The organism is Priestia sp. GS2 (assembly GCF_036409025.1).
Lineage (GTDB): Bacteria > Bacillota > Bacilli > Bacillales > Bacillaceae_H > Priestia > Priestia aryabhattai_A.
The window spans coordinates 1,406,958-1,432,178 of the sequence record NZ_JAZGJX010000001.1; the positions used below are offsets into that span (position 1 = coordinate 1,406,958).

At 38.5% G+C, this 25,221-nt stretch carries 27 protein-coding genes; 23 read left to right on the forward strand and 4 right to left on the reverse strand.

All coding sequences use genetic code 11. The features are described from left to right. The first annotated feature begins 63 nt into the window (after window positions 1-63). Both V2145_RS07240 and V2145_RS07245 read left to right on the forward strand, forming a co-directional pair. A complete protein-coding gene (locus V2145_RS07240) occupies window positions 64-567 on the forward strand; it encodes a GrpB family protein (RefSeq protein WP_094910364.1) in 504 nt (167 codons plus the stop codon). A gap of 74 nt (window positions 568-641) precedes the next feature. Beyond that, entirely contained in the window at window positions 642-1,586 is a 945-nt protein-coding gene (locus tag V2145_RS07245; RefSeq protein ID WP_094910363.1) for an alpha/beta hydrolase, read from the forward strand. Window positions 1,587-1,622: 36 nt separating this feature from the next. Here V2145_RS07245 and V2145_RS07250 read toward each other — a convergent pair whose 3' ends face one another. After that, entirely contained in the window at window positions 1,623-1,790 is a 168-nt protein-coding gene (locus V2145_RS07250; RefSeq protein ID WP_094910362.1) for a YflJ family protein, read from the reverse strand. A 391-nt stretch (window positions 1,791-2,181) separates the two neighbouring features. Here V2145_RS07250 and V2145_RS07255 point away from each other — a divergent pair, with 391 nt between their 5' ends. Beyond that, window positions 2,182-3,534 (forward strand): copper amine oxidase, encoded by a 1,353-nt coding sequence (locus tag V2145_RS07255; protein WP_094910361.1) that lies wholly within the window; start codon window positions 2,182-2,184, stop codon window positions 3,532-3,534. A 74-nt stretch (window positions 3,535-3,608) separates the two neighbouring features. Then, window positions 3,609-4,559: a class F sortase gene (locus V2145_RS07260; RefSeq protein ID WP_094910360.1), complete on the forward strand. Its 951-nt coding sequence runs from the start codon at window positions 3,609-3,611 to the stop codon at window positions 4,557-4,559. Window positions 4,560-4,767: 208 nt separating this feature from the next. On the opposite strand, the gene V2145_RS07265 is transcribed toward V2145_RS07260, so the two are convergent. After that, window positions 4,768-5,220, reverse strand: a complete 453-nt coding sequence (locus V2145_RS07265) for a GNAT family N-acetyltransferase (RefSeq protein ID WP_131887862.1) — start codon at window positions 5,218-5,220, stop codon at window positions 4,768-4,770. A gap of 91 nt (window positions 5,221-5,311) precedes the next feature. Here V2145_RS07265 and V2145_RS07270 point away from each other — a divergent pair, with 91 nt between their 5' ends. Continuing rightward, complete coding sequence (locus V2145_RS07270; protein WP_094910358.1) at window positions 5,312-5,509, forward strand: hypothetical protein; 198 nt, start codon at window positions 5,312-5,314, stop codon at window positions 5,507-5,509. A 169-nt stretch (window positions 5,510-5,678) separates the two neighbouring features. Continuing rightward, window positions 5,679-6,587, forward strand: coding sequence for a hypothetical protein (locus tag V2145_RS07275; protein WP_094910357.1), 909 nt, complete (start codon window positions 5,679-5,681; stop codon window positions 6,585-6,587). 1 nt (window position 6,588) lies between these two features. Here V2145_RS07275 and V2145_RS07280 read toward each other — a convergent pair whose 3' ends face one another. Next, complete coding sequence (locus V2145_RS07280; RefSeq protein WP_094910356.1) at window positions 6,589-6,879, reverse strand: hypothetical protein; 291 nt, start codon at window positions 6,877-6,879, stop codon at window positions 6,589-6,591. Window positions 6,880-7,070: 191 nt separating this feature from the next. Here V2145_RS07280 and V2145_RS07285 point away from each other — a divergent pair, with 191 nt between their 5' ends. After that, a complete protein-coding gene (locus V2145_RS07285) occupies window positions 7,071-7,565 on the forward strand; it encodes a GyrI-like domain-containing protein (RefSeq protein ID WP_094910355.1) in 495 nt (164 codons plus the stop codon). A 29-nt stretch (window positions 7,566-7,594) separates the two neighbouring features. Further along, complete coding sequence (locus V2145_RS07290) at window positions 7,595-7,888, forward strand: hypothetical protein (RefSeq protein WP_131887858.1); 294 nt, start codon at window positions 7,595-7,597, stop codon at window positions 7,886-7,888. Between the two features lie 43 nt (window positions 7,889-7,931). On the opposite strand, the gene V2145_RS07295 is transcribed toward V2145_RS07290, so the two are convergent. Then, entirely contained in the window at window positions 7,932-9,137 is a 1,206-nt protein-coding gene (locus V2145_RS07295; protein WP_330987458.1) for a DUF418 domain-containing protein, read from the reverse strand. Between the two features lie 205 nt (window positions 9,138-9,342). Here V2145_RS07295 and V2145_RS07300 point away from each other — a divergent pair, with 205 nt between their 5' ends. From V2145_RS07300 to V2145_RS07370, 15 genes are all read left to right on the forward strand, one after another. Further along, window positions 9,343-10,239: an NAD-dependent epimerase/dehydratase family protein gene (locus V2145_RS07300; protein WP_094910561.1), complete on the forward strand. Its 897-nt coding sequence runs from the start codon at window positions 9,343-9,345 to the stop codon at window positions 10,237-10,239. Between the two features lie 105 nt (window positions 10,240-10,344). Further along, on the forward strand, window positions 10,345-10,794 hold the full coding sequence (locus tag V2145_RS07305) for an OsmC family protein (protein ID WP_094910352.1): 450 nt from the start codon (window positions 10,345-10,347) through the stop codon (window positions 10,792-10,794). Between the two features lie 450 nt (window positions 10,795-11,244). Beyond that, the gene (gene sucA, locus V2145_RS07310) at window positions 11,245-14,103 is read left to right on the forward strand and encodes a 2-oxoglutarate dehydrogenase E1 component (RefSeq protein WP_330987459.1); all 2,859 of its coding nucleotides are present in this window, start codon (window positions 11,245-11,247) and stop codon (window positions 14,101-14,103) included. Window positions 14,104-14,119: 16 nt separating this feature from the next. Next, a complete protein-coding gene (odhB, locus tag V2145_RS07315) occupies window positions 14,120-15,400 on the forward strand; it encodes a 2-oxoglutarate dehydrogenase complex dihydrolipoyllysine-residue succinyltransferase (protein WP_094910351.1) in 1,281 nt (426 codons plus the stop codon). Between the two features lie 190 nt (window positions 15,401-15,590). Then, on the forward strand, window positions 15,591-16,283 hold the full coding sequence (locus V2145_RS07320; RefSeq protein WP_094910350.1) for a response regulator transcription factor: 693 nt from the start codon (window positions 15,591-15,593) through the stop codon (window positions 16,281-16,283). Continuing rightward, entirely contained in the window at window positions 16,280-17,758 is a 1,479-nt protein-coding gene (locus V2145_RS07325; RefSeq protein WP_094910349.1) for a sensor histidine kinase, read from the forward strand. Before V2145_RS07320 ends, V2145_RS07325 begins: the two co-directional genes overlap by 4 nt. Before the next feature lie 16 nt (window positions 17,759-17,774). After that, entirely contained in the window at window positions 17,775-18,833 is a 1,059-nt protein-coding gene (locus V2145_RS07330) for a TolB family protein (protein ID WP_330987460.1), read from the forward strand. Window positions 18,834-18,974: 141 nt separating this feature from the next. Beyond that, the gene (locus tag V2145_RS07335) at window positions 18,975-19,799 is read left to right on the forward strand and encodes a M15 family metallopeptidase (protein ID WP_330987461.1); all 825 of its coding nucleotides are present in this window, start codon (window positions 18,975-18,977) and stop codon (window positions 19,797-19,799) included. 157 nt (window positions 19,800-19,956) lie between these two features. Further along, the gene (gene ssuD, locus V2145_RS07340; protein WP_094910346.1) at window positions 19,957-21,030 is read left to right on the forward strand and encodes an FMNH2-dependent alkanesulfonate monooxygenase; all 1,074 of its coding nucleotides are present in this window, start codon (window positions 19,957-19,959) and stop codon (window positions 21,028-21,030) included. A 121-nt stretch (window positions 21,031-21,151) separates the two neighbouring features. After that, complete coding sequence (locus V2145_RS07345; RefSeq protein ID WP_094910345.1) at window positions 21,152-21,922, forward strand: alpha/beta hydrolase; 771 nt, start codon at window positions 21,152-21,154, stop codon at window positions 21,920-21,922. 47 nt (window positions 21,923-21,969) lie between these two features. Continuing rightward, window positions 21,970-22,170, forward strand: a complete 201-nt coding sequence (locus tag V2145_RS07350) for a DUF6501 family protein (RefSeq protein WP_094910344.1) — start codon at window positions 21,970-21,972, stop codon at window positions 22,168-22,170. Window positions 22,171-22,398: 228 nt separating this feature from the next. Continuing rightward, window positions 22,399-22,581 carry a hypothetical protein gene (locus tag V2145_RS07355; protein ID WP_094910343.1) on the forward strand — a complete coding sequence of 61 codons (183 nt, stop codon included), beginning with the start codon at window positions 22,399-22,401 and terminating at the stop codon, window positions 22,579-22,581. A gap of 210 nt (window positions 22,582-22,791) precedes the next feature. After that, the gene (gene yiaA / locus V2145_RS07360; RefSeq protein ID WP_311857705.1) at window positions 22,792-23,262 is read left to right on the forward strand and encodes an inner membrane protein YiaA; all 471 of its coding nucleotides are present in this window, start codon (window positions 22,792-22,794) and stop codon (window positions 23,260-23,262) included. A 133-nt stretch (window positions 23,263-23,395) separates the two neighbouring features. Then, window positions 23,396-23,776, forward strand: coding sequence for a DUF4181 domain-containing protein (locus V2145_RS07365; RefSeq protein WP_165932564.1), 381 nt, complete (start codon window positions 23,396-23,398; stop codon window positions 23,774-23,776). A 144-nt stretch (window positions 23,777-23,920) separates the two neighbouring features. After that, on the forward strand, window positions 23,921-25,162 hold the full coding sequence (locus V2145_RS07370) for a dicarboxylate/amino acid:cation symporter (RefSeq protein ID WP_094910340.1): 1,242 nt from the start codon (window positions 23,921-23,923) through the stop codon (window positions 25,160-25,162). Window positions 25,163-25,221 lie beyond the last annotated feature (59 nt).

The following is a 25,221-nucleotide window of genomic DNA, read 5'->3' on the forward strand; positions in this document are numbered from 1 at the left end:
ATTCTCAAAAATCCTTTTGTATAGTACGCTATACAAAAGGATTTTTTTAAGAGGAGGCTTATCATGAGAGAAATGAAAGTAGTACCTTACAAGCGAGAATGGAAGGATCAATATGAAGTAGAAAAGCAGTTAATAGAAGAAGTTTTCCAAGATGAAATTGTGGATATTCATCATATCGGCAGCACGTCCGTACCTGGATTAGCAGCAAAGCCAGTCATCGATATTTTGATAGAAGTCAAAAATATTGCGTTTATTCATACATATAATGATGAAATGATAAAAAGAGGCTACGAGTGTAAGGGAGAAAACGGCATAGAAGGAAGAAGGTATTTTCAAAAAGGAGGAGAAGATAGAACTCATCATGTTCACATGTATGAACAAGGCCATTCCGAAGTGGGTAGACATTTGAGATTTAGAGATTACCTAATTAAACACCCAGATGAGGCACAGGAGTACGCATGTTTAAAACAAGAGCTAGCTAAAAAGTATCAATACAGTCCAGCAGAATATGTAGAAGGAAAAACTTCTTTTATACAAATGATTAATCAGAAAGCGCTTAGAAAGTAAAGAGATTACCTTTTATCTCAAAACAAAATCGTGTAAAATAACCTTTGTTAGTAAAAGTGAAGGAGCGTGCACGCTTGAAACCCGTTATTAAACAAACTCAGGTTTCGAACAGCCGAAGAAGAAAAATGATATGGATTGGAAGCTTTTCGTTAATTTTGCTAGTGATTGTACTGTGTACAGCGATTTCAATTTATGTAGGGCTTAGCTTGACTAAAAAAGAGCGACAACCTGTAACAGAAAATCCAAGTACATATGGTTTAACATATCATGATGAGGTATTTACAAGCAGAGACGGAGAAACAGAGCTTAAAGGATGGATGATGGAACCACAAAGCTCTCCGAAAGCTACTATTATTATGTCGCATGGCTACGGAGGAAATCGTCATGATGTAAATGGAGGCTTTCTTCCTTTAAGTAAAAGTTTAATAGAAGCTGGATACCGAGTGGTGACTTTTGATTTTCGAAATGCTGGAGAATCGGAAGGAGACCAAACAACAATTGGCGTAAAAGAGCAGTTGGATTTGCTTGGAGTTATTGATCAAGTGAAAGAAGAAACAGATGAACCCATTGTTTTATATGGAATTTCAATGGGAGCAGCAACATCACTACTAGCGGCTGGTCAAGAAGAAGCTGTTCAAGCAGTCATTGCTGATAGTCCGTTTAGTGATTTGAAAACCTATCTTCAAGATAATCTATCAGTATGGTCAAAACTTCCAGACTTTCCATTTACGCCGCTTACGCTCGCAACGGTTCCGTATATTGCTGATTTAAATCCTGACGATGCAAGTCCAATACAAGCAGTTGAAGATATTTATCCTCGTCCTATTTTATTTATCCACAGTAACGGAGATACATCTATTCCGTACACAGAAAGTCAAAAGATGGTCAAAACACATCCGGATGAATTTAAACTTTGGGTGCCTAAAGATGTGCCTCATGTAAAAGGGTATAGTGAGTATCCAAATGAATATGTAAAGCGGGTAACGGAGTTTCTAGATCAATCTTTATCTATGCAATAACAGCCTTTGAGCGAAAGCTCAAAGGCTGTTTCTTGTTTATTCAGATGGTAAAGGAGGTTTAATTGTGCCATCTTCTACGAGCTCAAGATAGAGATTACGAAGGATGTATGTTTTAAAAATTTCAAGCTTTCTTCCTTCAATCTTTGTAACGTTTACAGCTTTTAGCTCTTTAATAAACCAGCCTTTAGAATAAAGATGAGCCATATGAGTTCCCTCCGTAAGTAGAATAGAAATGCTTTTATTATCTATGCTGCGGAGTGCTTGAACTATGTGATAAGAAGCAGAAAAACTTTTTTTGAGAAAAAATGATCCAATTATCAACAGTGTGCGTTTATTTAGTAAGAACAACTTATTAAGAAATTTTTAAAAAGAAGGTGATCCAAACTGATAATGAATTCGTTAGGAAAATAGAGAGCGCACTTATGATGAAAAATAAAAAAAGTGTGATCTCAATTTAAACTTCATTCGTTAGGTAAGTAGCGAATATAGGTCACAGTCAAAAAAGAAAAAATTTTTTTAGAAAAAAGTGATCTAAGAATAAAAAAATTTCGTTAGAGAATGTAGAAAAAACAAAACTAGAGGAGAGTGTGTAAAAATGAAAATTAGCAAAAAATTAATAGCCCCGGTATTAGGTGCATCACTTCTTGTACCAACAATGGTAAGCGCAGCAGAACCAACACAAATGCAGCCGACAGTGGAGACTCCTGCAGCGGATTTACGTTCCACTCTTGATCAGCTACTGTCTGAACATTTCGTTTTAGCAGTAACTGCAATGACGAAAGCTTATGATGGTGCAGAAGATGCAAATGAAGCGTTTAAAGCACTAGATGAAAATGCGGCTGATATGACCCCAGCTATTGCATCTGTATATGGTGACGAAGGTGCGAAAGAATTTGAACGAATTTTCAGAGAACATAATAACTATACAGATGACCTTGTAAAAGCTGCGAAAGAAAAAGATGAAAGTGCCCGAGCAGAAGCTGAAAAAGAGGTACAGGAATTTGTTGATGAATTCTCAGCTTTCTTAGGAACAGCAACGGAAGGTAAACTTCCTGAAGAAACAGCGAAAGAAGCAGTAAGACTTCACGAAAATCAAGTTTTAGAAACATTTGACGATTATGTTGAAGGAGACTATGAAGGCGCTTACCAGTCTTTCCGTGAAGGATTTAAGCATATGTATGTCATTAGCGATGCTTTATCAAATGCAATCGTTACACAAATGCCTGAAAAGTTCGAGAACTCAAAATCAGATACGCCAGCAGCAGATTTACGTTCTACGTTAAACAGCTTAGCTTCAGAGCATTTTGCCCTAGCAGCAATTGGTATGCAAAAAGGATTTGACGGTGCAGCAGACTATGATTTTGTAAACTGGGCTGAAGACGCACATACTGCGGACTTCAAAGCAGCTATTGCATCTATTTATGGAGATGAAGGAGCTGCACAGTTTGAAAAGATTTGGCAAGGAGACCACATTAACGCACAAGCAGAGCTTGCTAGTGCAAAAGTGAAAGGTGATAAAGAAGCAGAAGCAGCAGCTCAAGAAAAATTGAAAAAATTTGCTGATGAATTTGGAGCGTTTTTAGGAGCTGCAACTGAAGAAAACCTACCATCTGGCGCAGCGAAAGATGCTGTATTAGCACATGAGCAAACGGTGATTAAAGCGTTTGAACAATATGCTTCAGGTAACTATAACGGAAGTTATGATACATTTCGTGAAGGGTATAAGCTAATGTTTGGTGTTGGTCAAGCGCTTGGTGATGCAATCGTTAAGCAATCACCAGACCAATTTGCAGAGACAAAAATGCCAACAGATATGCCGAAAACTGGTTTGGGTGGAGCTTCTGAATCTACAACCAATCCATTAACAATCGTATGGACAGCACTAGGAGCTTTAGCAGCATTAACAGCAGCTGTAGTTGTTCGTCGAAAAGTGCAAGCAAGTAAATAAGCCATAAAGAGAAGAGAAGAGGGAGCAATCTCTCTTCTTTTCGCCATTGTGTAATAGAATCGAGGTGGAAGCAGATGAGAAAAGCAATTATTACTGCATATATTCTTTTATTTGCATTATTAGCAATTGGTGGTACCCTTTATGTGAAAGAAATTCTTGCTCAAGCAGAAGAAGCAACAGGTGAAGGTTCTCTCAGTAAAGAAAGCAAAGAAGATCTAAAGAGTAAAGTGACGCTTCAAGAAGAGTTCACCGTCATGAAATCTCATAAGACAGATCCTTCAAAATTAAATCAACGGTTTAAAGGAGTTACTCCTACTCAAGTCACTATTCCTGCTATTAATGTGGAAGCCTCGATTGAACGGGTAGGATTACTAGATAGCGGAGAAATGGCAGCCCCATCAACTGAAGACGGTGTCGCGTGGTATGAACTAGGAGCAAAGCCAGGTGCTAAAGGGAATGCAGTACTAGCAGGACATGTTGACAGTAAAAGCGGTCCAGCCATTTTTTATAACTTAAAAAATCTCAAAAAAGGTGACAAAGTGCAAGTAACAGGTGAGCGAGGAACAAAGCTGATCTTCATTGTAAAAAAGATTCAAAGCTATCCGAGAAGCGAGGCACCTCTAAACGATATCTTTGGCTACAGTGATGGTCGAAGCCTCAATCTAATTACGTGTACGGGTACATTTGATCGTGCGGAAGGTACGCATGAAGAGCGGTTAGTTGTTTATACAGAGCTTATAGAAAAGCAAGCGAAAGAATTAGAATCAGAGCCGCCTACTCCTACTGCGCCTACTAATATACAAATAGCAGGTAACTTTATTTCTTGGCATGCGGTTCGTGAAGGAAATGTTATTGGGTATCGTATTTATAAAAAGGAACAAGATGGTTCATTTGTTCATATCGGTAGTGTTTCAGAGCATGAGAGAAAAACGTTTGAAGATGAAAATACAAAAGGAGCTCGTTATTATGTGACGGCTGTAAATGAGTATGGCAAAGAGTCTGTTCCTTCTACGTTAGCAAAATAGCAAAAGAAGTTGGAATACAGTCTTTTCGTTAATAATCTATCCGAACTATTGAGGGTTAGTTCCCTTATAGTTCGGATTTTTGTTGATCTAGCAAATCATTAAAAACTAGCGGAATGTAGGGGGAGATATTCGATGCCTGCCGGAACTAGAGGAAAGTTTGTGTCTGAAGTGCAATGAAACGAACGTATTTTGACAACCTAACTATTCTTTATATGAGTGATTTCGTCATATAGTAATTTGTAAACGCAATCTCTTGCACTTTTTTTTGCTGCTTTTTAACAATACGAAAACCTTGTGCTTCAAAAAATGGTTCTGCTGTAATGCTAGCTTCTGTTTGGAGAGCAGTGAGGCCAAGCGTATAGGCTCTTGCTTCTACGGCTTTTAACAGCGCAGAAGCAATGCCTTGGCGTTGAAAATTTTTATGTGTATATAGTAAATCAATCAAACCATCATCTTTCATGGTAATAAATCCAACGATATAGGATTGAATAGTGGCAACAAGCGTAACGTTATGTTCTAAGCGGTTTATCCACCCTGCTTGACCAGACCAAATATCAAGCTGTTCGGTTGAATAATGCTCGCGATTAACTGTTTTAATGGTTTGTTGAAACAAATTCAATAACATATCTGCATCAGCTTTTGCGTAACTTCGAATAATCATAGTAACGCTCCTTTACACCAAATTGAAAACTGGAGGATAGTAATGTAGTATAGAGCTTATGTATAGGTATGTATGGAAGGGGTTGAAAACAATGGCCATTTTAGCATTTATTCCTATTTTAATCTACATTGCAATTTTTGCAACATTAGCGTATTTAATCGTTTCTTTTATTAGCTTTATGAAAACAAAAACAGAAAATGATCGTGCGCTACTAGAAGCAATGCATCAGCTTATTAAGCGAGTTGAGTCGCTGGAAGCAGCGAAAGTAAAAGAAGAGAAAGTAAATTAAACGGGTTAAGAAGCGTATTGGAATTCTGTACGCTTTTTTAGGTTTCGCTCTGCACTTTTAATTATCTTATTTTTCGGAATAAAAAAAGTTTTTTAGGGAATGTATAAAAATATGAAACTTTTTCTAATTTGTGACGTTTAATAAGGTAGTAGAAAAAGGGGGGATGAACGTGGCACTAACGAAAACAACGTATCTAAGAGATTTATGTTTAATGTATCAAGAAGCAAGTTTTTATGCAACATCCATTCCACGTTCATGCGAAAAAGCGGCGATAAAATATTTTCAAATGAAAAGGCAAGAAAAAGTAATTGCATACTTAGATACGTCTTTAATCGGGTTTTATGGTAAGAGAGGATTTTACTTAACAACGGACGGGCTTTATTGGAAGTGTTGGCGCAAAAAGAAAGGGTCGATAAGTTGGAATGAGTTTCAACGGCTTACATCGATCTCCCTTAGAGGAGAACACATTATCTGCTTTAATGGTGAAGAAATTTTTCACTTGAATGAAAACGCATATTCTGCGGGGAAGTTAATAGACCTATTGCGAAAAATTCAGCAGCTATTGTGTCATCACTCACATGAGTTTATGTGTAAGGAGCATACATACCCAGCTATTTCACTAGAAGGATTAACATCAATTTGTGCCTCTTTTCAAGAGCATAATCCACTGCTAAAAGCGGAGCAGGTATTGGCAACAACAGATCAGTTAGGTGAAGAGATGACAAAAGAAATTAAAAATCGCTTACCTGTAGCAAAAACAAACCGTATTGTTGCGCATTTAAGCACATACCCTCATCAAAAAACAGAAGGAATTACGATATGCGCAGAGGGAATTTACTTTTCAAAGTCATTTACAACACTCTACTATCCATGGAACCTTTTTCAATATGTTCCAATATCTGTAGGAGCTGAAGAACTTCGGGTGGCCAATAAGTACTCGTTATCATTAAATCATGCTTTTATGTCAAGTGGTGAAGTAATGTCATTCTTAAAACAAATTAAGCGCCATATTCACAAAACCTATGAAAAAGATAATGCGAGAAAAATTGATAAACAAACGTTAAGTCTATTTGTATAAGCTAGCAATTAGCCATGTGAAGGAAAATTTCTTTAATTGAAGCTGGTAGATGAAGATTACAATATAGTTCATAAATTGAATCGGTGCTGTGGTCATATGAAGCCCAATATTGTTTTTCCTTTTTCAGATAGATAGTAAAAGAAATAACGTGCTGTTTGGTTTGACTTGTTTTTAATGAGATATGAATAATAGGGTTAGTAATTGTATATTCAGTATAGAACTCTTTTGGGAAGTGCTCTATAGTAGTGAGCTCACTATGCTTAATAATATTTGCTAGTTCAATAAGTTTCATCAGTTCACCTCTATCGATTTACTTGTTTGTATCCTATACCTATTGAGGAAACTTTAAAAATAGACTCTTTTTTTATAAGCAGAGTGAACTTAGCCAGTTGACGTTTTGTTTGAATACAAATAAAATTCATATTAAAGAAGTAATTCCCTCATTTAGAGATTAAAAGAGTTTGGAAGTGACAGGGGGTCGTCATGTTGGCGAATGTAGTGATAGACCAGCGGAAAGTTTATATTGATGAACTAACCGTAGTAGGGGTTCCTATTCGTACAACGGATCGGGCAGAAGAAAAAGGAACGGGAACAATTCCAGCCCATTGGGACATGTTTTACAAGCAACAAATGGCTAATAAAATTGCCAATAAAGTAAATGGAAAGATGTTTGCGTTATATGCAGATTATGAATTGTTGAATCCAATTGAATTTACGTTTGCACTTGGATATGAAGTTACACCAGGTGGAGAGCTAAGAGAAGAAATGCAAGAGTTTACCATTCCAGCGGGTGAGTATATGGTGTTTACTACAGCTATCGGTCCCGCTAAGCAAGTGGTTTTAGATGCTTGGTCATACATATGGGAGTGGTCCAATAAGAATGAGCGAGCGTTCGTTTTGGATTTCGAGCTCTATGATGAGCGCTGCATTGATCCAGATTTCAGTCAGGTTGATATTTATGTCTCGATAAAATCGTAGTCGTTTTAAATGTATAAAGGAGTAAAGTTGTGATTAGCAATGATTTATTACAAGCGTTAAAGGATGGGTACAAGCAAAGAATTAAATGGGTATTTGCCGTTCAGCTCACTTTGTTTTTAGTTGTTGCTACTTTGCTTATTATCAGCTTCATAACAAAGTTTACCGTAAGTCAGCTTAGCTTTATTTTAGTGTGTGTAAGCGCAACCTCATTTCTTTCTGCAATTGAACATATCATTTTAAAACGAGAAAAGTGGCAGTGGACATTTGAATTCATTCTTTCACTTTTCTTTTTGGGTCTAGCTTTATTTTTCTTTCTTCATTAAAAAAGAAAAAAGCGCTGTAGTTTCCATACTACAGCGCTTTTTTTTAGCTTGCTTTTGGTTGACGTTTAAGAGGAGAACTATGCCCATAAGTGAGGATACGCCATAGCCATTCCATTGGACCAAATTGAAAAAATCTAAACCATGCTTTGCTCCAAATGACTTGAGCAATAAAAATTACAATAGCAATTGCAGTACCCAAGGTCAAACTAACGTGATTGTATAAATTAAAGCCGTTAAACAAGATAAAACAAATGAAGGTCTGAGCTAAATAATTGGTTAACGCCATCCGGCCTACAAATTGAAGCCAGCCAAGCCGCTTCTTCCAGGTATCTAGCTGCAGTAATCGAGTTAAAGTGGCCATATAGAAAAAACAAAGAGAAAATCCACTTAAATTTTTAAAGAGGTCAGTAGCGGAAGATTTGTATACACCGACGTCCCATAGACCTTGCAGCAACAAAAATAAACAAATGACAAAAGGTATACTTAGCGAACCTGTTACTATCTGAACCTTTTTAATAAAAGGAGCGCAATCGGCATTTTCAAAAATACCTTTTTTTCCTGCATATAAGCCGAATAAAAAGAAAGCAAACACGGGTATTAACGTGAATGGGATATTAAGTAAAATGGGAATGACCTCAACTTTTACTCGATAAGCAAGCCATTCTAGATAAGGAGCGCTTTCATACATATAAATGTATGTAGGCAGCACATCATCTGCATTTCCTAGTCCAAGTTCGTCCATCATATCAACTGGAATAAAAAACGTTATGGATAAAAGAGCTAAATAAATAGCTAACAAGCTAAAGGCCCATTTAATGAGAGTTTTGGGCATGCGGTTATAAAAAGCCAATAGTAAAAATCCACCTACTGCATAAAGGTGTAGGATATCTCCAAACCATAAAAAGATTAAATGAAGCGAACCAATAATTAATAGAATAGAAGCTCTTCTAAAAAACAAGCTTCTCATTTTTAATCCTTTCGATTCAGCTCTTTTCATGAATAAATAAAAGCCTACCCCAAATAGGAATGAAAAAATTGTAAAAAACTTAACCTGAACAAAAAGCTGTAAAAATGCGTATATAATGGCGTCTAACCCTTCGTAACCTACATCTATAGCGTATAGCTGATGAATGAAATCTGGTGAATGAAAAGCGGGCATATTGACGAGCAAGATGCCTAATAACGCAAAACCTCGAATGACATCTAACGTAATGATTCGCTCACTTGGTTTAATTGGTGAACCTTTCAATCATAATTCAACTCCTTTTCAATTAATATCGTAGCCTAAAAGTCTACCGTTTTACAGAACAATATGGCTATCTTATCATGAATAAATGAAGGGAAGGACAATATATCCATTGAAAATGATAAAAAAGTTTCACAACTAAAAAGTACGCAACCATGGATAATAATGGTATGATAAGAAAGAGGATATTATGAAAGGTGGAGAAAAGATGAAAACAGCACTTGTTTTAGGCGGTACACGTTTTTTTGGCACGAATCTTGTTGAAGAATTACTCGCAAAAAAAGTACAGGTTACCATTGCAAATCGTGGACAGCGTGAAGATTCGTTTGGTGATCGAGTAGAGCGAATTAAGTTAGATCGCGTTGAGAAACAATCCATTATAGAAGCAACGCGCGGTCGTAAGTGGGATGTGGTTTTTGATCAAATTTGTTATTCATCTCATGGCGCTTTAGTAGCTGTAGACGCTTTTCAAAATAGTACAGACCACTATGTACTAACATCTACCTTATCTGTATATGGTTCTTCAAAAGAACATTTTTACGAAGAAGATTTTGATCCATATACGTACCCAATATCGTATGCTAGAAAAGAAAATATCTCTTATCAAGAAGGAAAGCGACAAGCTGAAGCCGTCCTTTTTCAAAAAGCATCTTTTTCAGTGACAGCTGTACGCATTCCGATTGTATTAGGTGATAATGATTATACAAATCGTCTTCGCTTCCATATTGATAAAGTGATGCATCAAGAAGAAATCGGTTTTCCTGATATTGATGCACAGCTTAATTTTATTTCACGAGAAGAAGCTGGAGCGTTCTTAGCATGGTGCGGAGAGCAAAAGCTAAAAGGCCCAATTAATGCATGCTCCAACGGTGCCATTTCGCTAAAAGAGTTAATGAGTTTAATAGAAGCTGAAACAAATCAGCAGGCAAAAATCACAAAGAGAGTAACGGATGAGAACGCGTCGCCTTATGGGCTAGATCATTCGTGGACCATGAGCAATGAAAAGGCTAGTTTTTGGGGCTATGAGTTTTCAGATGTGCGCGAATGGCTACCGCCTTTAATTAAGAAAAAAGTCGCTGAAGCAAAAATTGTTCCGTTATATTAAGAAAAGACTGCGGATTCGTAGTCTTTTTTTGATGAGCAGAATGGTGTTAACTTACTGACAGTGGCGTTATACTAGAAGTAATTATAATGAAGGAAGTGGAATAAAATGGCGAAGCATCATTTTCATCTCAACGCAAATTGGCCAGGAGGACGAAACGAAGTAGGTGAAATTCACTCTGGGCAGTTAAAAACACAAATCTCGATTCCACCAGAAATGGACGGACCTGGAATCGGCACAAATCCAGATGAGATGCTACTTGGAGCAGCTGCAACGTGCTATATTATTACGCTTGCAGCAATGCTTGAAAGAAGTGGTATTGTACAAGCATCCCTCACAATGAACTCAGAAGCAGTGGTGGACGTCACAAAAGGTGTGTTTACCTACGAAAAAATCATTCATCGTCCACAGGTTGTATTAAATTCAAAAGACATGGAGAAAAAAAGTATCGTTCAGCGCCTGATGGAAAAAGCAGAAACCTCCTGCATGATTTCACGAGCAATCCAAGGAAACGTAAAAATTGAATTAGAGGGTACAATAGAGGAAAAAGAAGCTTAATGAAATATAAGCTTCTTTTTTTGTATTTGAAACTATAACTATGACTGAAAGAAATGGCAGTTATATCGCTAAGTTATGAAATTTAAAATTAAATTTTAAGCAATTAAGTTGCATGGATAGTTGTGTGATAACCATTCATTAAGACTTATTTTGATAAGTAATTCACTTTACTTATAAAGCGCTTTCAAAAAGTCGTAAGACTATTAAAAAAGTAAAAAAAATTAAAGAAATATAGCGATTTCATTTTGATTGACAGGCTCAACAGTGGTAAAATAGAGACAGATATCAAATACAAGTACTGGAAGAACATCCATCTTGTAAAGATGTCTGACCATAAGGCAATCAGTATTTTGAAAATGCGAAATCAATCACTTTTAACACTTTAATTCTAGTAAGACATTAAAAGTTGAATAAAGATTTCACTTATTATAACTCGTTGGGGGTTTTTAAATGGGTAACGAAACGTCAAACAGAGGTGAGCCTTGGAAAGGGTTTTTGGGCCCAAACTATGGCTATGTATTAGAACAGTATGAGTTATATGAAGAAAAGTCGGATTTAATAGATCCAGAACTAAAAGAACTATTTGATTATTGGGGTGCACCGCCATTACTTGATAGCAGCTATGCTGAAGCAGCAGACACACAGCATGTTCCAGCAGCTAATACAGCTAAAATTGCTGCTGCCATTAAGCTAGCAGAAAATATTCGTGCATACGGTCATTTATATGCAGCAATTAAGCCGTTGGAAAGCGGTAAAAAAGATCCTGTGCTTCTACATCTAGAAGACTATGGATTATCGAAGGAAGATTTAAAAGCAGTACCGGTTGAAATTCTTTGCGCAAATGCGCCTGGACACGTAAAAGATGGTCTGGCTGCAATTGAGTATTTAACGGATGTATACACGAAGACAATGGCGTTTGAATTCCATCATGTACATAACATGGAGGAGAATAAGTGGCTTACTGAAATGGTGGAGTCAGGAGCAATTTTTCAACCTCTTTCTGATGAAAAGCGTATTTCAGTATTAAAGCGTCTAACGGAAGTAGAAGGGTTCGAACAATTTTTACATCGTACATTTGTCGGACAAAAACGATTCTCAATTGAAGGCGTAGATATGCTTATTCCGTTAATCGATGAATTAGTTGAGCGCTCTGTCGAAAAAAGTCCGAAAACAGTTAATATTGGAATGGCGCACCGTGGACGTCTAAATGTGTTAGCACACGTACTAGGCAAGCCGTATGAAATGATTTTTGCTGAGTTCCAACATTCACCGAATAAAGAACTTGTACCATCTGAGGGTTCAATTGGTATTAACTATGGTTGGACAGGGGACGTAAAATATCACTTAGGTGCAGATAAACAAATTAAAGCTGAAAACACAGTTCGAGCTCGTTTGACATTGGCAAGTAACCCAAGTCATTTGGAATTCGTCAATCCAGTTGTGGAAGGGTTTACAAGAGCTGCTCAGGACGATCGCCAAACTAACGGTTATCCAAAGCAAGACATCACGAAATCTTTTGCGATTCTAATTCACGGTGACGCAGCATTTCCAGGTGAAGGAATTGTTCAGGAAACCCTAAACTTAAATCAGCTTTCTGGATACCAAACGGGTGGAACTATTCATATTATCGCCAACAATATGATTGGGTTTACAACGGAAAGCGTAGATTCTCGTTCAACAAAATACGCGAGCGATCTAGCAAAAGGATTCGAAATTCCGATTGTCCACGTAAACGCAGACGATCCAGAAGCATGTCTGGCAGCGGCTTATTTTGCAATTGAGTATCGTCGCCGTTTTAATAAAGATTTCTTAATTGATTTAATTGGCTATCGCCGATTTGGTCATAATGAAATGGATGAACCATTTGTAACGCAGCCAAAGATGTACGAAATTATTACAAAGCGTCCAACAGTTCGAGCTCTTTACGCTGAACAATTGGAAAAAGCACAAGTAGTCACTAACGAACAAGTGAATGAAATTAGTGAGCAACTTCAAAAGAAATTGCAGACTGCTTATGATAAAGTACCACCAAAAGCAGAAAAACGTCATCAAATTATGGAAATGCCAAAAGCAGTATTTAATGGTATTCCAACTTTAGACACGTCTGTGCCAAAAGAAGAGCTTTTAGAGATTAACCGAGAGCTTGTGACGTACCCAGAAGACTTTAAAGTATTTCCAAAACTAGATCGTATTTTGTCAAAACGTGCGAAAGCGTTTGAAGAAAACGGGAAAGCAGACTGGTCATTAGGTGAAGCATTTGCATTTGCAAGTATTTTACGTGACGGTACGCCGATTCGCATTACAGGACAAGATTCAGAACGTGGAACATTCGCTCATCGTCATCTTGTATTGCATGATTATGAGACAGGGGATGTATACTCACCACTGCACACAATGAAGAACGTAAGCGCTTCCTTTGATATTCGTAACAGTCCACTTTCTGAAGGCTCAGTATTAGGGTTTGACTACGGATATAATGTATTCGCACCAGAAACACTTGTGATTTGGGAAGCTCAGTTCGGAGACTTTGCAAATGCTGGTCAGGTTATCATTGATCAATTTATTTCAGCAGGTCGCGCGAAATGGGGACAAAAATCAGGTATGGTTCTCCTGCTTCCACACGGGCATGAAGGTCAAGGTCCAGAGCATTCAAGCGCAAGGTTAGAACGCTTCTTACAGCTAGCTGCTGAAAATAACTGGACGGTGGCAAACGTAACGAGTGCGGCGCAGTACTTTCACTTATTACGTCGTCAAGCGGCTATCTTAAAAAAAGAAGAGGTACGTCCACTTGTCGTTATGGCACCAAAAAGTTTGCTTCGAAGTGCGTTTAGCGTATCGAATATGGAAGAATTCACAAACGGTTCTTTCCGCTTAGTTGTCGAGCAACCAAGCTTAGGTGAGAAAGTGGAAGAAGTTGAACGTATCGTTCTATGCAGCGGTAAAATTAGCGGTGATTTAACAGATCGTATTCAAAAATCCGATAAGTCGCTAGATTGGTTACACGTACTACGCCTTGAGCAAATTTATCCATTCCCAAGACGAATTGTAGCTGATTTATTTGCTAAATATCCAAACTTAAAAGAGATTGCTTGGATGCAAGAAGAGCCTGAGAACATGGGCGCTTGGAATTATGTTGAGGCTAAGCTTCGCGAAGTAGCACCAGAAGGCGTAAGCGTTGATTATATTGGCCGCAGAAGACGTTCAAGCCCAGCAGAAGGAGACCCAACCACTCATAGACAAGAACAAGAGCGTATATTACAAGAAGCATTAACGAAAACACAAATCGCTAATGATGTAGTGACACGATAAGGAAGGGGAATGAACAATGGGAGAAATTAAAGTACCGGAACTAGCAGAATCAATTTCAGAGGGAACAGTAGCACAGTGGCTTAAGCAGGTAGGAGACTTTGTTGAAAAAGGCGACTATATTGTTGAATTAGAAACTGACAAAGTAAACGTTGAGATTACAGCGGAAGATTCAGGTGTACTAACGGAGCTTCTAGCAGGTGAAGGCGATACCGTTCAGGTAGGGGAAACAATTGCTCGCTTAGCAGCTGATGGCCAAGCGCCAGCGCCAAAAGCAGAAGTGAAGGAAGAAGTAAAAGTGGAAGAGCCTGTTCAACAAAAAGAAGCAAAACAAGAGGTAGCACCTGCGGCAGAAGCAAAGGAAGAGGTTCCACAAAAGCAGTGGTTAATTGCATCTCCAGCTGCGCGTAAAGCTGCAAGAGAGCGAGGCATCAAGCTTGATGAAGTGCCAACTGCGGATCCGTTAGGGCGCGTTCGTAAGCACGATATCGATTCGTTTGCTAGCCAAAAAACAGCAGAGCAAAAAGCTGACGCAAAAGCTCAAAGTGCTCGTCAATCTAAACCGGTACCTTCTCCAGCAGTAAGTGAGAACAGTGATAAACCAGTTGAACGTGTACGCATGTCACGCCGTCGCCAAACGATTGCAAATCGCTTAGTTGAAGTACAGCAGACGGCTGCGATGTTAACAACATTTAATGAAGTTGATATGACGGCTGTTATGGAACTTCGTAAGCGTCGTAAAGACAAATTCTTTGAACAGCATGATGTAAAACTTGGCTTTATGTCATTCTTTACAAAAGCCGTTGTAGCAGCGCTGAAAAAGTATCCATTATTAAATGCTGAAATTCAGGGCAATGAGCTTGTTATTAAAAAGTTCTATGATATCGGTATTGCCGTATCTGCACCGGATGGACTTGTTGTACCAGTTGTTCGTGACGCAGACCGCAAAACGTTTGCAGGTATTGAAGGAAGTATCCTTGAGCTTGGTAAAAAAGCGCGCGACAATAAGCTAGCGCTCGGTGACTTACAAGGAGGAACATTTACAATTACAAACGGTGGAGTATTCGGATCATTAATGTCAACACCAATCTTAAATGGTCCACAAGTAGGGATTTTAGGAATGCACAAAATACAAACTCGTCCGATTGCAATTGACGAAGATCGTATTGAAAATCGTCCAATGATGTATATTGCTTTATCTTATGATCACCGTATTGTTGATGGAAAAGAAGCCGTTGGTTTCTTAGTAACAGTGAAAGAGCTGTTAGAAGATCCAGAAACATTATTATTAGAAGGTTAATAAAAAACGCCAGTACTCTTAGACGAGTGCTGGCGTTTCTTTTGAATAAGAGCATCCTTACCAACACCACCTTAATAATAAGAGGTGTTTTTTTGTCTCTTGTTTACATTTTTGAAACAAGTTCGATATATTCTTGAGGAAGACTATTTGATAAGATTAGTAAAAACCTGAAACGAAAGTATGTGATCAGTTGGATAAGAAAATTTTAGTGGTAGACGACGAAAGAAGTATCGCAACGGCCATATCATATGCGTTTAAGCGAGAAGGCTATGTAGTTGAAACGGCTGCTGATGGTGAAGAAGCGCTTGAAAAAGCCGCCGCTTTTAAACCTGATGTGATGATATTAGACGTCATGATGCCAAGACTTACTGGATATGAAGTATGCCGTAAGCTTGAAAATCGTCAAGGTCTTGGCATTATTTTGTTAACAGTTAAAAATGACATTGTAGATAAAGTGCTTGGTTTAGAGCTGGGAGCGGATGATTACATGACAAAGCCTTTTGATATCCGAGAACTAGTAGCCAGAGCAAAAGCACTTTTACGACGACTAGAAAAAAGAGCGGAAACGAAATCAAAAGGTGACATCCTAATCGGAAAAGTGAAGCTAAACCTTATACAGAGAACCATGTACGTCGCCGGTGAATTAGTCAAGCTGACGCCTAAAGAATTTGATTTAATGGCTCTGTTACTTTCAAACCTAGAGCGGGTGTATACGCGGGAAGACTTACTGGACCTTGTTTGGGGTATGGACTATATGGGAGGCACGCGCACAGTTGATATTCATATGCAGCGCCTGCGAAAAAAAGTGGGAGAAGCAGAACCTTACTTGCTTCAAACCGTGTATGGAGTGGGCTATAAGGCAACAGCAGGGATTGAAGAATGAAAATGAGCATCAAATTTAAAATCAGTGTAGTGCTAGCTCTTCTCATTATTTTAACGGTAGCAGGGCTCAGTGTACTGGTGTTAAAAGGAATTGAAAATAATCAGCGAAATAGAGTAGAGGAAGAGCTTCTTCAAAAAAGTGAAGTTGCAAAGCAGTCCATTCGTCAAAGCTATCTTACTGAGGATAATTCCGTCAGTATTGAGTCTTTTTTGCAACAAAAAGCTCAGCGCCTAGCCTCATCAATTGCTCTCCAGAGTGGCCTTCAAACAGTGATCTATAATCAAAAAGGCATAGAAGAAGGAAGTTCACTCCCCATCGGTCAGCGTGATGTAGAGATTGCTGATACGTTAAGCTACGCGTTAAAAGGACAAGTCGCTTATGAAACGAAAGGGTCTTCACTTTTTTATGTGGCTCCTCTTTCCATTGAAAATCAGCAAATAGGAGCCATTCGATTTGATTATTCGCTGGCCGATAATCAGGAGTTTTTAGCCGAAATTAAACGGCTCTTCTTAATAGGAGGAATAGCATCTGCAGGAGCTGCCATTCTCATTGGATATTTGTATTTTTATCGAATAGCAAATCGAGTAACAATGTTGAAGAACGCTTCTTTCCAGTTGCAAAACGGCACTTTTTTGAATTCACCTCCTTTTCAGGGAAAAGATGAATTAGGAGAGCTGAGTAGCGGATTATATGTGATGAGTACTGCTATTCAACGCAGCATAGCTGAATTAAACGAAGAGAAAAGAAAGCTTGAGCTCGCCGTTGTAAAACTACAAGCGCTTGAGCAGCAGCAAAAACAATTTATTGGAAACATTAGCCATGAATTTAAAACGCCGCTTACTTCTATTAAAGCGTATGTTGATTTGTTGGATATGTATCGAGATGATCCTCAACTTTTAGAAGACGGAGTTGAAAATATTCGAAAAGAAACAGGTCGCCTTCATGAAATGGTAGACAAAATATTAAGGCTTGCGGAACTTGAAAGATATGACTTTGAACAGATTCCACAGCATCTACAGTTAGATGAAGTTGTGGCAGACGTGTGCAAGAGGATGCAGGGAAAAGCGATAAAATTCAATTTGAAGCTTAAGCTGAATGTCCATAAAGCCGTTGTTTTTGCAGACCGTGAAAGCTTATTTCACATCTTTATGAACTTAATTGATAATGCTATTAAATATAATGAAGCGGGTGGTGAAATTGTCGTTACATCTCATCAGGATAATGAGCATGTAGCGATTGATGTGGCAAATACAGGAGCGGGTATTCCAATGGATGCGAGAGAAAAATTGTTCCAGCCATTTTTTACGGTGAACAAAGACCGATCACGTATATCGGGAGGAACAGGTCTTGGGTTGGCTCTAGTCAAAAAGCTGACTGAAAAACAGCAAGGGTATGTTGAGCTACGCCGTTCTGATACGGAATGGACGCTTTTTAGAGTGACGTTCCCACGAAAGCTCAATGAAGAAAGCAAGTAAAAGGAGTGAGCCGTTATTGAAACGGTATAAACGAACGATGTGTCTTACTATTAGTATCTTGATTCTTTCTGCTTGCGGAAGTGAAGAAGGCACGAACAAACCAAACGATAACATTACAATTGTAGATCAAGCAGATGCAAAGGACGAGCTAAAAGTTAAAAATATTCAGCGTCTTGAGGATGTTCGAGCATTTCAATTTTTAACTGACAGGAAGCTAATAGTTACTAAAGAAAACAAAGAAATACGTGCCGAAGGTTTTGGAACAAACGAGGTATATGCACAAAACCTAGGGATTTATCATTTGAAAAATAACCACTTCCAACCTTTGTTGCCAAACAATCAAGTTCAGCATTCTGCCAAACTTTCTCCTGATAATAAGCAGTTATTTTATAAAGTGGATGAAGGCGTTGATTCTTTTGGTTATGTGCTGGACATAAAGAGTAAAAAGACGAAGAAATTAACTCATAAACTTTTGTATCCAGGGTCAAGAGGAGATTGGTTAAATTCTTCTGAGGTTGGTCTTGTTACGGCAGAAGGAAAGGTAGTACAAGTGAATAGTAAAGACAATAGTGAAACGTTACTACCTACAAAAGAGCGAGCTGTAGATATTATGAAAGGGCAAAAAGGTTTTTATTATATCGCTGTATATAACCAATTGTATTTTGTTCCTCAGTCTCAAAGGGGTGCTGAAAAAGTTCAAAGTGATGCTGTATCTGTCATACCCTCTCCTAACGGAAAGCAGCTTGCCCTCGTACAGCAAAGGAATGAACGCACTAAAACGTTATCTATAACGGACTTAAAAGGAACGGAAGCTTTTCAATTAGCGGATTCAACTCAAATTTTTGGCGTTAGCTGGTCTCCTGATGGTTCAAAATTGGCTTACAATTATATTGCTGAAGATGGAGAAATAAAAGGGATTTTTGTTGCGGATAGCATAACAGGAGACGTAACGCATTTAAATGTCCCTCTAGAGTATGCTGCTGACCAACTAAGTTGGAGTCCATCTGGGAAACAATTAGCTGCATCAACTGTCCAAGATAATCAAGTTCATACCTATGTTATTTCATTAGAGTAGACTGCTTCGGCAGTTTTTTTCTTTCTTTACTATGATTGTTTACAATTTCGAAACAAGTCTATATGGTTTTGAAATAAAGGTTGTGTACTCTTTTTCTATAAGCTATTGAAATAGAAGCTGTAGTTGAAAGGAGCTAACACCATGAGAAATACACTCATAACATTTTCTCTCGCGCTAGCGATGATTATAGGTGGCTGTTCACAAGAGATCTCCACAGAACAAATACAGGATGATTCTATACAAGCAGTTGATAAAGAAAAAGTAAAGGAAGTAGATAAACCCAATGAACAAAGCAAAAGTGTAGTAAAAGAAGATGTGGGACGAAACAGTGGACAAGCTCAAAACGGTGAATCTGAACCAGCTGTAAAAAGCCCAGTTGTTGTTGCAGAACCCGAATCGCTCACTGCTTTAGTCAATAAACACCACCAGCTTCCTAACACTTATAAGCCAGCGGATTTAGTATATCCGAATGTTTCGTTTACGTTTAGCGACCGAATTGAAAAACGCATGCTGCGACAACCTGCTGCAGAAGCGCTCGAAGAAATGTTTCAGGAAGCGAAGAAAAATGGGATTTACCTGCTTGGCGTATCAGCTTATCGGTCTCATGAACGTCAAAAAGCTTTGTTTGCCTATTATTCTAAGCGTGATGGAGAAGAAAAAGCGCTCACGTACAGCGCGCTTCCTGGAACGAGTGAACATGAAACTGGCTTAGCGATTGACGTAACAGGAGGAGATGGAACGTGTGCGGTATCGGACTGTTTTGGAGGAACAAAGGAGGCAAACTGGTTGAAGGCACATGCTGCTGAATATGGCTTTATTGTTCGCTACCCTGAAGGAAAAGAATATATAACAGGCTACAAATATGAACCTTGGCACCTGCGCTATGTAGGAAAGCAGGCTGCATCCGTCATTGTATATGACTATGAAACATTAGAAGCATACTCTAATGAAGTAAACGTTTTTTAACAATTCTGTGAAAAAATAAAAAACCTACTTGACTAATAGGGATAATAAGTTTTATCATAAAGTTAATGAACTTCGCTGATCAGACGAACTGAAGGCACGTGTTTTAAAAGCACGTGCCTTTCTTTACATAATTTAAGACAATTGGGGAGGAATAGTTATGGATATATTATGGTTTTTTCCAACAGCGGGAGATGGACATTATTTAGGTACACAAATTGGGGAAAGAAAAAGTGATATTCACTATTTAAAACAAATTGCAGGTGCATTAGATTATTTAGGTTATGATGGAGCGCTGTTACCAACAGGTTCAAACTGTGAAGACTCTTGGGTTTTAGCATCAGCTCTAGCATCAGTTACACAGCGTCTGAAATTTTTAATTGCTCTTCGCCCTGGGGTGATGTCTCCCACAATATCAGCGCGCATGGCTTCGACGTTTGATCAGATTTCCAACGGACGCCTTATGCTAAACATCGTTACAGGTGGAGATCCAGTTGAACAAGCTACGTTTGGTAACTATTTAAGTCATGATGAGCGCTACGAAGTGACAGAAGAATTTTTAACGGTGTGGCGCAAGGTCATGCAAGGAGAAAGCGTTGATTTAAAAGGAAAGCATATCGACGTAACCGGGGCGTATATTCCTACGTTGCCCGTGCAAAAACCGTATCCACCTCTTTATTTTGGCGGGTCGTCTCCTGCTGGTAAAGAAGTTGGAGCGCGTCATACGGACGTATATTTACTATGGGGAGAGCCGCCTGCAGTTATTAAAAAGAAAATTGAAGAGATGAAAGAGCGAGCAGCATTAGAGGGAAGAGAACTTCGCTTTGGCATTCGTTTACACGTCATCGTACGTGAGGAGGAAGAGGAAGCATGGGCTGCAGCAGATAACTTAATTAAGCACGTAGATGATAACGTAATTAAAGCGTTTCAAGATAAATTTGCTAAATTTGATTCCACTGCGCAAAAGACGCAGTCAAGCTTGCATAAAGGGGCAAAAGATCGCTCATCTTTAGAAATTTCACCTAACTTGTGGGCAGGCATCAGCTTAGCGCGTGAAGGGGCAGGAACTGCCATTGTTGGAAGTCCTGAAATAGTAGCAGAGCGATTAAAGGAGTATGAAGAGATCGGAATTGATACGTTCATTTTATCTGGCTATCCTCACCTAGAGGAAGCTTACACATTTGCAGAGCTAGTTTTCCCCCTTTTAAAAAGCAGTGTGAAGCAGTTTGCGTAAAAAATCGGCCAAACGGCCGTTTTTTTTGTTTTTAAAAACCTAGTTGACTTATAGGAATTATAGGTGTATTATGTAAATAATCAATCTTGTCAGAAAATTCGAGCGTAAAGGGTGAAGAATAATGGAACGTTATGATGTTATTCAAGGAGCGGAAGCTTTTTATCATAAAGGAAATGAAGTTGGCATTTTAGTCTCTCACGGATTTATGGGAACGCCACAAAGCATGGAATATATCGGTGAAGGCTTGGCAGCTAAAGGCTATACGGTTTATGGAATTCGTCTAGCGGGTCATGGAACTCACTATCGGGATATTGAACAGGCAACCTATGAAAATTGGAAAGCAGATTTTGTAGAAGGATATCGCTTTTTAAAAGAAAAATGCGAGCACGTTTTCATTCTAGGGCAATCAATGGGTGGAACGCTAACCTTTCATACCGCAAGTCAAGACTTAGAACTGTCAGGTGTCATTGCTATTAATCCCGCAATGGCTTCAATTCCTTCAATGGAAGTCTACAGAAATGCACATACACCTCGCTATATAAAAGAGGATAAACCCGACATTAAAGATCCTAACGTACATGAAATTACGTATGACAAGGTACCCGTTCGTTCAATGCGCGAGCTATTATCTTTAATGGATGAAGCGAAGGAGCGTTTATCTTACGTAACGTGTCCAGCGTTAGTTTTAACATCCACAGTGGACCATGTTGTTCCACCAAGCAACTCAGCTTACATTTTGGAGAATATTCGTTCAAAAAGTGCTCATCAAGTTATGCTTCCTAATTCGTATCACGTAGCGTCTATGGACTATGATAAAGACCAAATTATTGAACATACGGCACGTTTTGTTAAAGCAACGGTTGCGAAAAAAAAAGCAGTTGGGGTAAAATGAACGAAGGGCAGAGTTAGCGTCCAATTGTTCAAAAGGAGAGACCAAATATGATTCATTTAGAGTGGAATGATCGTCCAACCGTTAAACAAGTAAAATGTGTACATACGAATGCGAAAAAGTACATGGTAGAAAACGTACTAACAGCAGGAAAAGTATACGATGTGAAAAATGAAACGGAAGAGTTTTACTTTGTAGTCGACAACACAGGTCAAGTTGGTGGCTTTTACAAAGAATATTTTGAAGCGTAAGATGAAACCACTGCGAATGCGGTGGTTTTTTTATGAGTGCTTGTTATGCAAGTAAGTATCTAAAAAAACTATGTTCTAAATAATAAATATAAAATAAAACAGGCAGCTAAGAGAAAAGTAAATGTTGCAGGTAATCGAACCGATAGAAAATAAGGAAGATGTCTTTTATTCTTAAATTAATGTTGGTATGATATAGAAGCAATCTCAAATGAAATCGGAGTGTTTAAGGTGGAAGAAAAAGAAGATTTATATGCCAATATTGATCTGGATAAAGTATATGAATACAAAGATCTCCCTGATAAAGTTGCGGGTCGCTGCGACAACTGTGCGAGCGTTCATTTTAAAAGCAGCGTGGGAGAAGGAAAGTTTTTGCGAGAATGCGTTAACTGTGGGATGAAAAAGAATATTTAAGCGCTTAGAGCGTGCTACATAAAAAAGGAGATGGCCTATAAGGCCATCTCCTTTTTTACTGAAACAAAACAATGACTTTAAGTTAGATTGAGTATAAAGGCTTATGAAAAAGTGACCTATTAATTTTAAGTTTTTTCTATATAATGGTATAAGTGAACATATAATTGCATATTTGTTTAGATTAAGAGAGAAGAGGAGGCGACCACTCAAATGGCGAATAATCATGAATTGTTTACAGAAAAACGACAGCAAGATGAGCCTAAAGTCAAGGTAGAGCGGAAAGAAGGAGAGCCAACGCCAGCTTTTAAAGGTGCATCTTGGGGAGCGCTACTTATCGGAGTTGTTGCATACTTAGTCGGGTTATTCAACGCAACGATGGAGCTAAATGAAAAAGGCTACTATTTTGCTGTTTTAGTATTTGGATTGTATTCAGCAGTATCTCTTCAAAAAGCTGTGCGAGACAAAGAAGAAGATATCCCAGTTACAGGTATTTATTATGGAATTAGCTGGTTTGCACTTATTGTATCGATTTCATTAATGGTTATTGGTTTATACAACGCAGGTAGTATTACGCTAAGCGAAAAAGGCTTCTACGGTATGTCATTTGTGCTGAGCTTATTTGCAGTTGTGACAATTCAAAAGAATATTCGAGATACGCAACGAGCAAGAGAGCGAGATTAATCGCTTGTTAGCGTACATAGAGATCTCTACTTTCTATTTTGAAAGTAGAGGTTTTTTATACAATAAATTACATTTAATCCTTTAATTGTGATACTATATGTATAGATTATCGATTGCTAAAGGAGAAATAAGAATGGGTTCTGAGGTTTTAATCCGTATCATTATTCTTTTTATATTTTACTTTTTAATTAGTCAGTTTTATTTAAAGAAACGGCTCAATATTCATGAAAAGCCCGTAACCCCCTTTACTAAAGGTAGGAAAAAAATATACAAAGTGATTGAAGGCACCCTCTTCTTGTTAACTATTTATCTATTTATAGTTGTCACATTGTCAGAGAGAAGTGCTGAGGTCCCAATATGGATTCAAGTACTACCAATACCAGTTTGCTACATTTTGGTTTCAATTTTACGCGGAATTGAACAGTGGCTGACTGATAAAGAGTCAAAGAGCTACTTGCATGAAGTGCTAGGAGCATTATTATTTCTAGCGCTCCTTGTGATCGTATCTCTGTAATTATTGGAAAAGTCGGAAGTATACAATTTGTTAAAAGGGGCTAAAGCTGGATTGACCAATTTTAAAACTGTAGTAAAATCAAAAAAGTGACAGCGCGCATGCTGGCGCTTTTTTTGTGAGCGTTTTATTAAAAGGAGGATGTTTATGCACGCGTTAAAACCATATCGCTTTCCGCTCATATTACTAGCATCTATTTTTGCTGGTGGAGCAGTAGGGTTCTTTGTTGGAGAGAAAGCAGAAGTGCTAAAGCCGCTGGGGGACATGTATTTAAACTTAATGTTTATGGTTGTTGTGCCGCTCGTGTTTTTTAGCATTGCAGCTGCCGTATCAAACACTGCGAATATGAACCGCTTTGGAAAAATCATTGGCTCAATGTTTGGCGTTTTTATTTTGACTGGCATTATTTCATCTTTATTAATGCTTTTTGCCGTTAAGGCATTCTTATCAGTTGATGCGTCACCAATTACAATTGAAAAGCCAGGTCAGGTAGAAGATATTAATATTGCTGACCAGTTTGTACAAGCATTTACAACGTCTGACTTTGTGGATTTACTGTCTCGTGAACATATGCTGGCACTTATTGTTTTTGCTGTACTGTTAGGATTATCAGCAACGTTAATTGGTGAAGCTGGAAAGCCTTTTGTGAAAGTACTACAATCAGGTTCACAGGTGTTCATGAAGATGGTAACGCTTGTGATGTACGTGGCACCAATTGGGCTGTTTGCTTACTTTGCGTCTTTAGTTGGTGTATTTGGTCCTGAGTTATTAGGAACGTATGCAAAAGCAGTAGCCGTGTATTATCCGGTAGCTCTTTTATACTTCTTTGTTGGATTTACGTTCTATGCTTTTTTAGCAGGAGGAAAAGAAGGAATTGTTCGTTTTTGGAAAAATATTTTAACGCCAGCAGTTACGGCTTTAGGAACGGGAAGCAGCGTAGCCAGCGTACCTGTGAACCTAGAGGCAGCTAGACAAACAGGTGTTCCAAAAGATGTGCGAGAAACGGTCATTCCAATTGGAGCAACCGTACATATGGACGGGTCCTGCTTGGCTGCCATCTTAAAGATTTCGTTTGCCTTTACGCTATTTGATATGGATTTCAGCGGCATCGATACGTTTGTGAAAGCTATCGTTGTTGCTATTTTATGCGGTGTTGTCATTGCGGGTCTACCGAGCGGAGGAGCAGTTGGTGAGATGTTAATTTTAACGATGTTTGGCTTGCCAATTGAAGCACTTCCGGTGATGGCGGCGTTAGGCATGATCGTCGATCCACCTGCTACAATGGTGAACGTAACGGGAGATAACGTGTCTTCTATGCTTGTTTCACGCATTGTAGAAGGTAAAGATTGGCTGAAAAAACAAATAGATACAAAGCGAATCGCTTCATAGCAAGTGTGAAAGCGCATCAGTTCAAAGATAGCTGGTGCGCTTTTAGCGTATTACTTGAT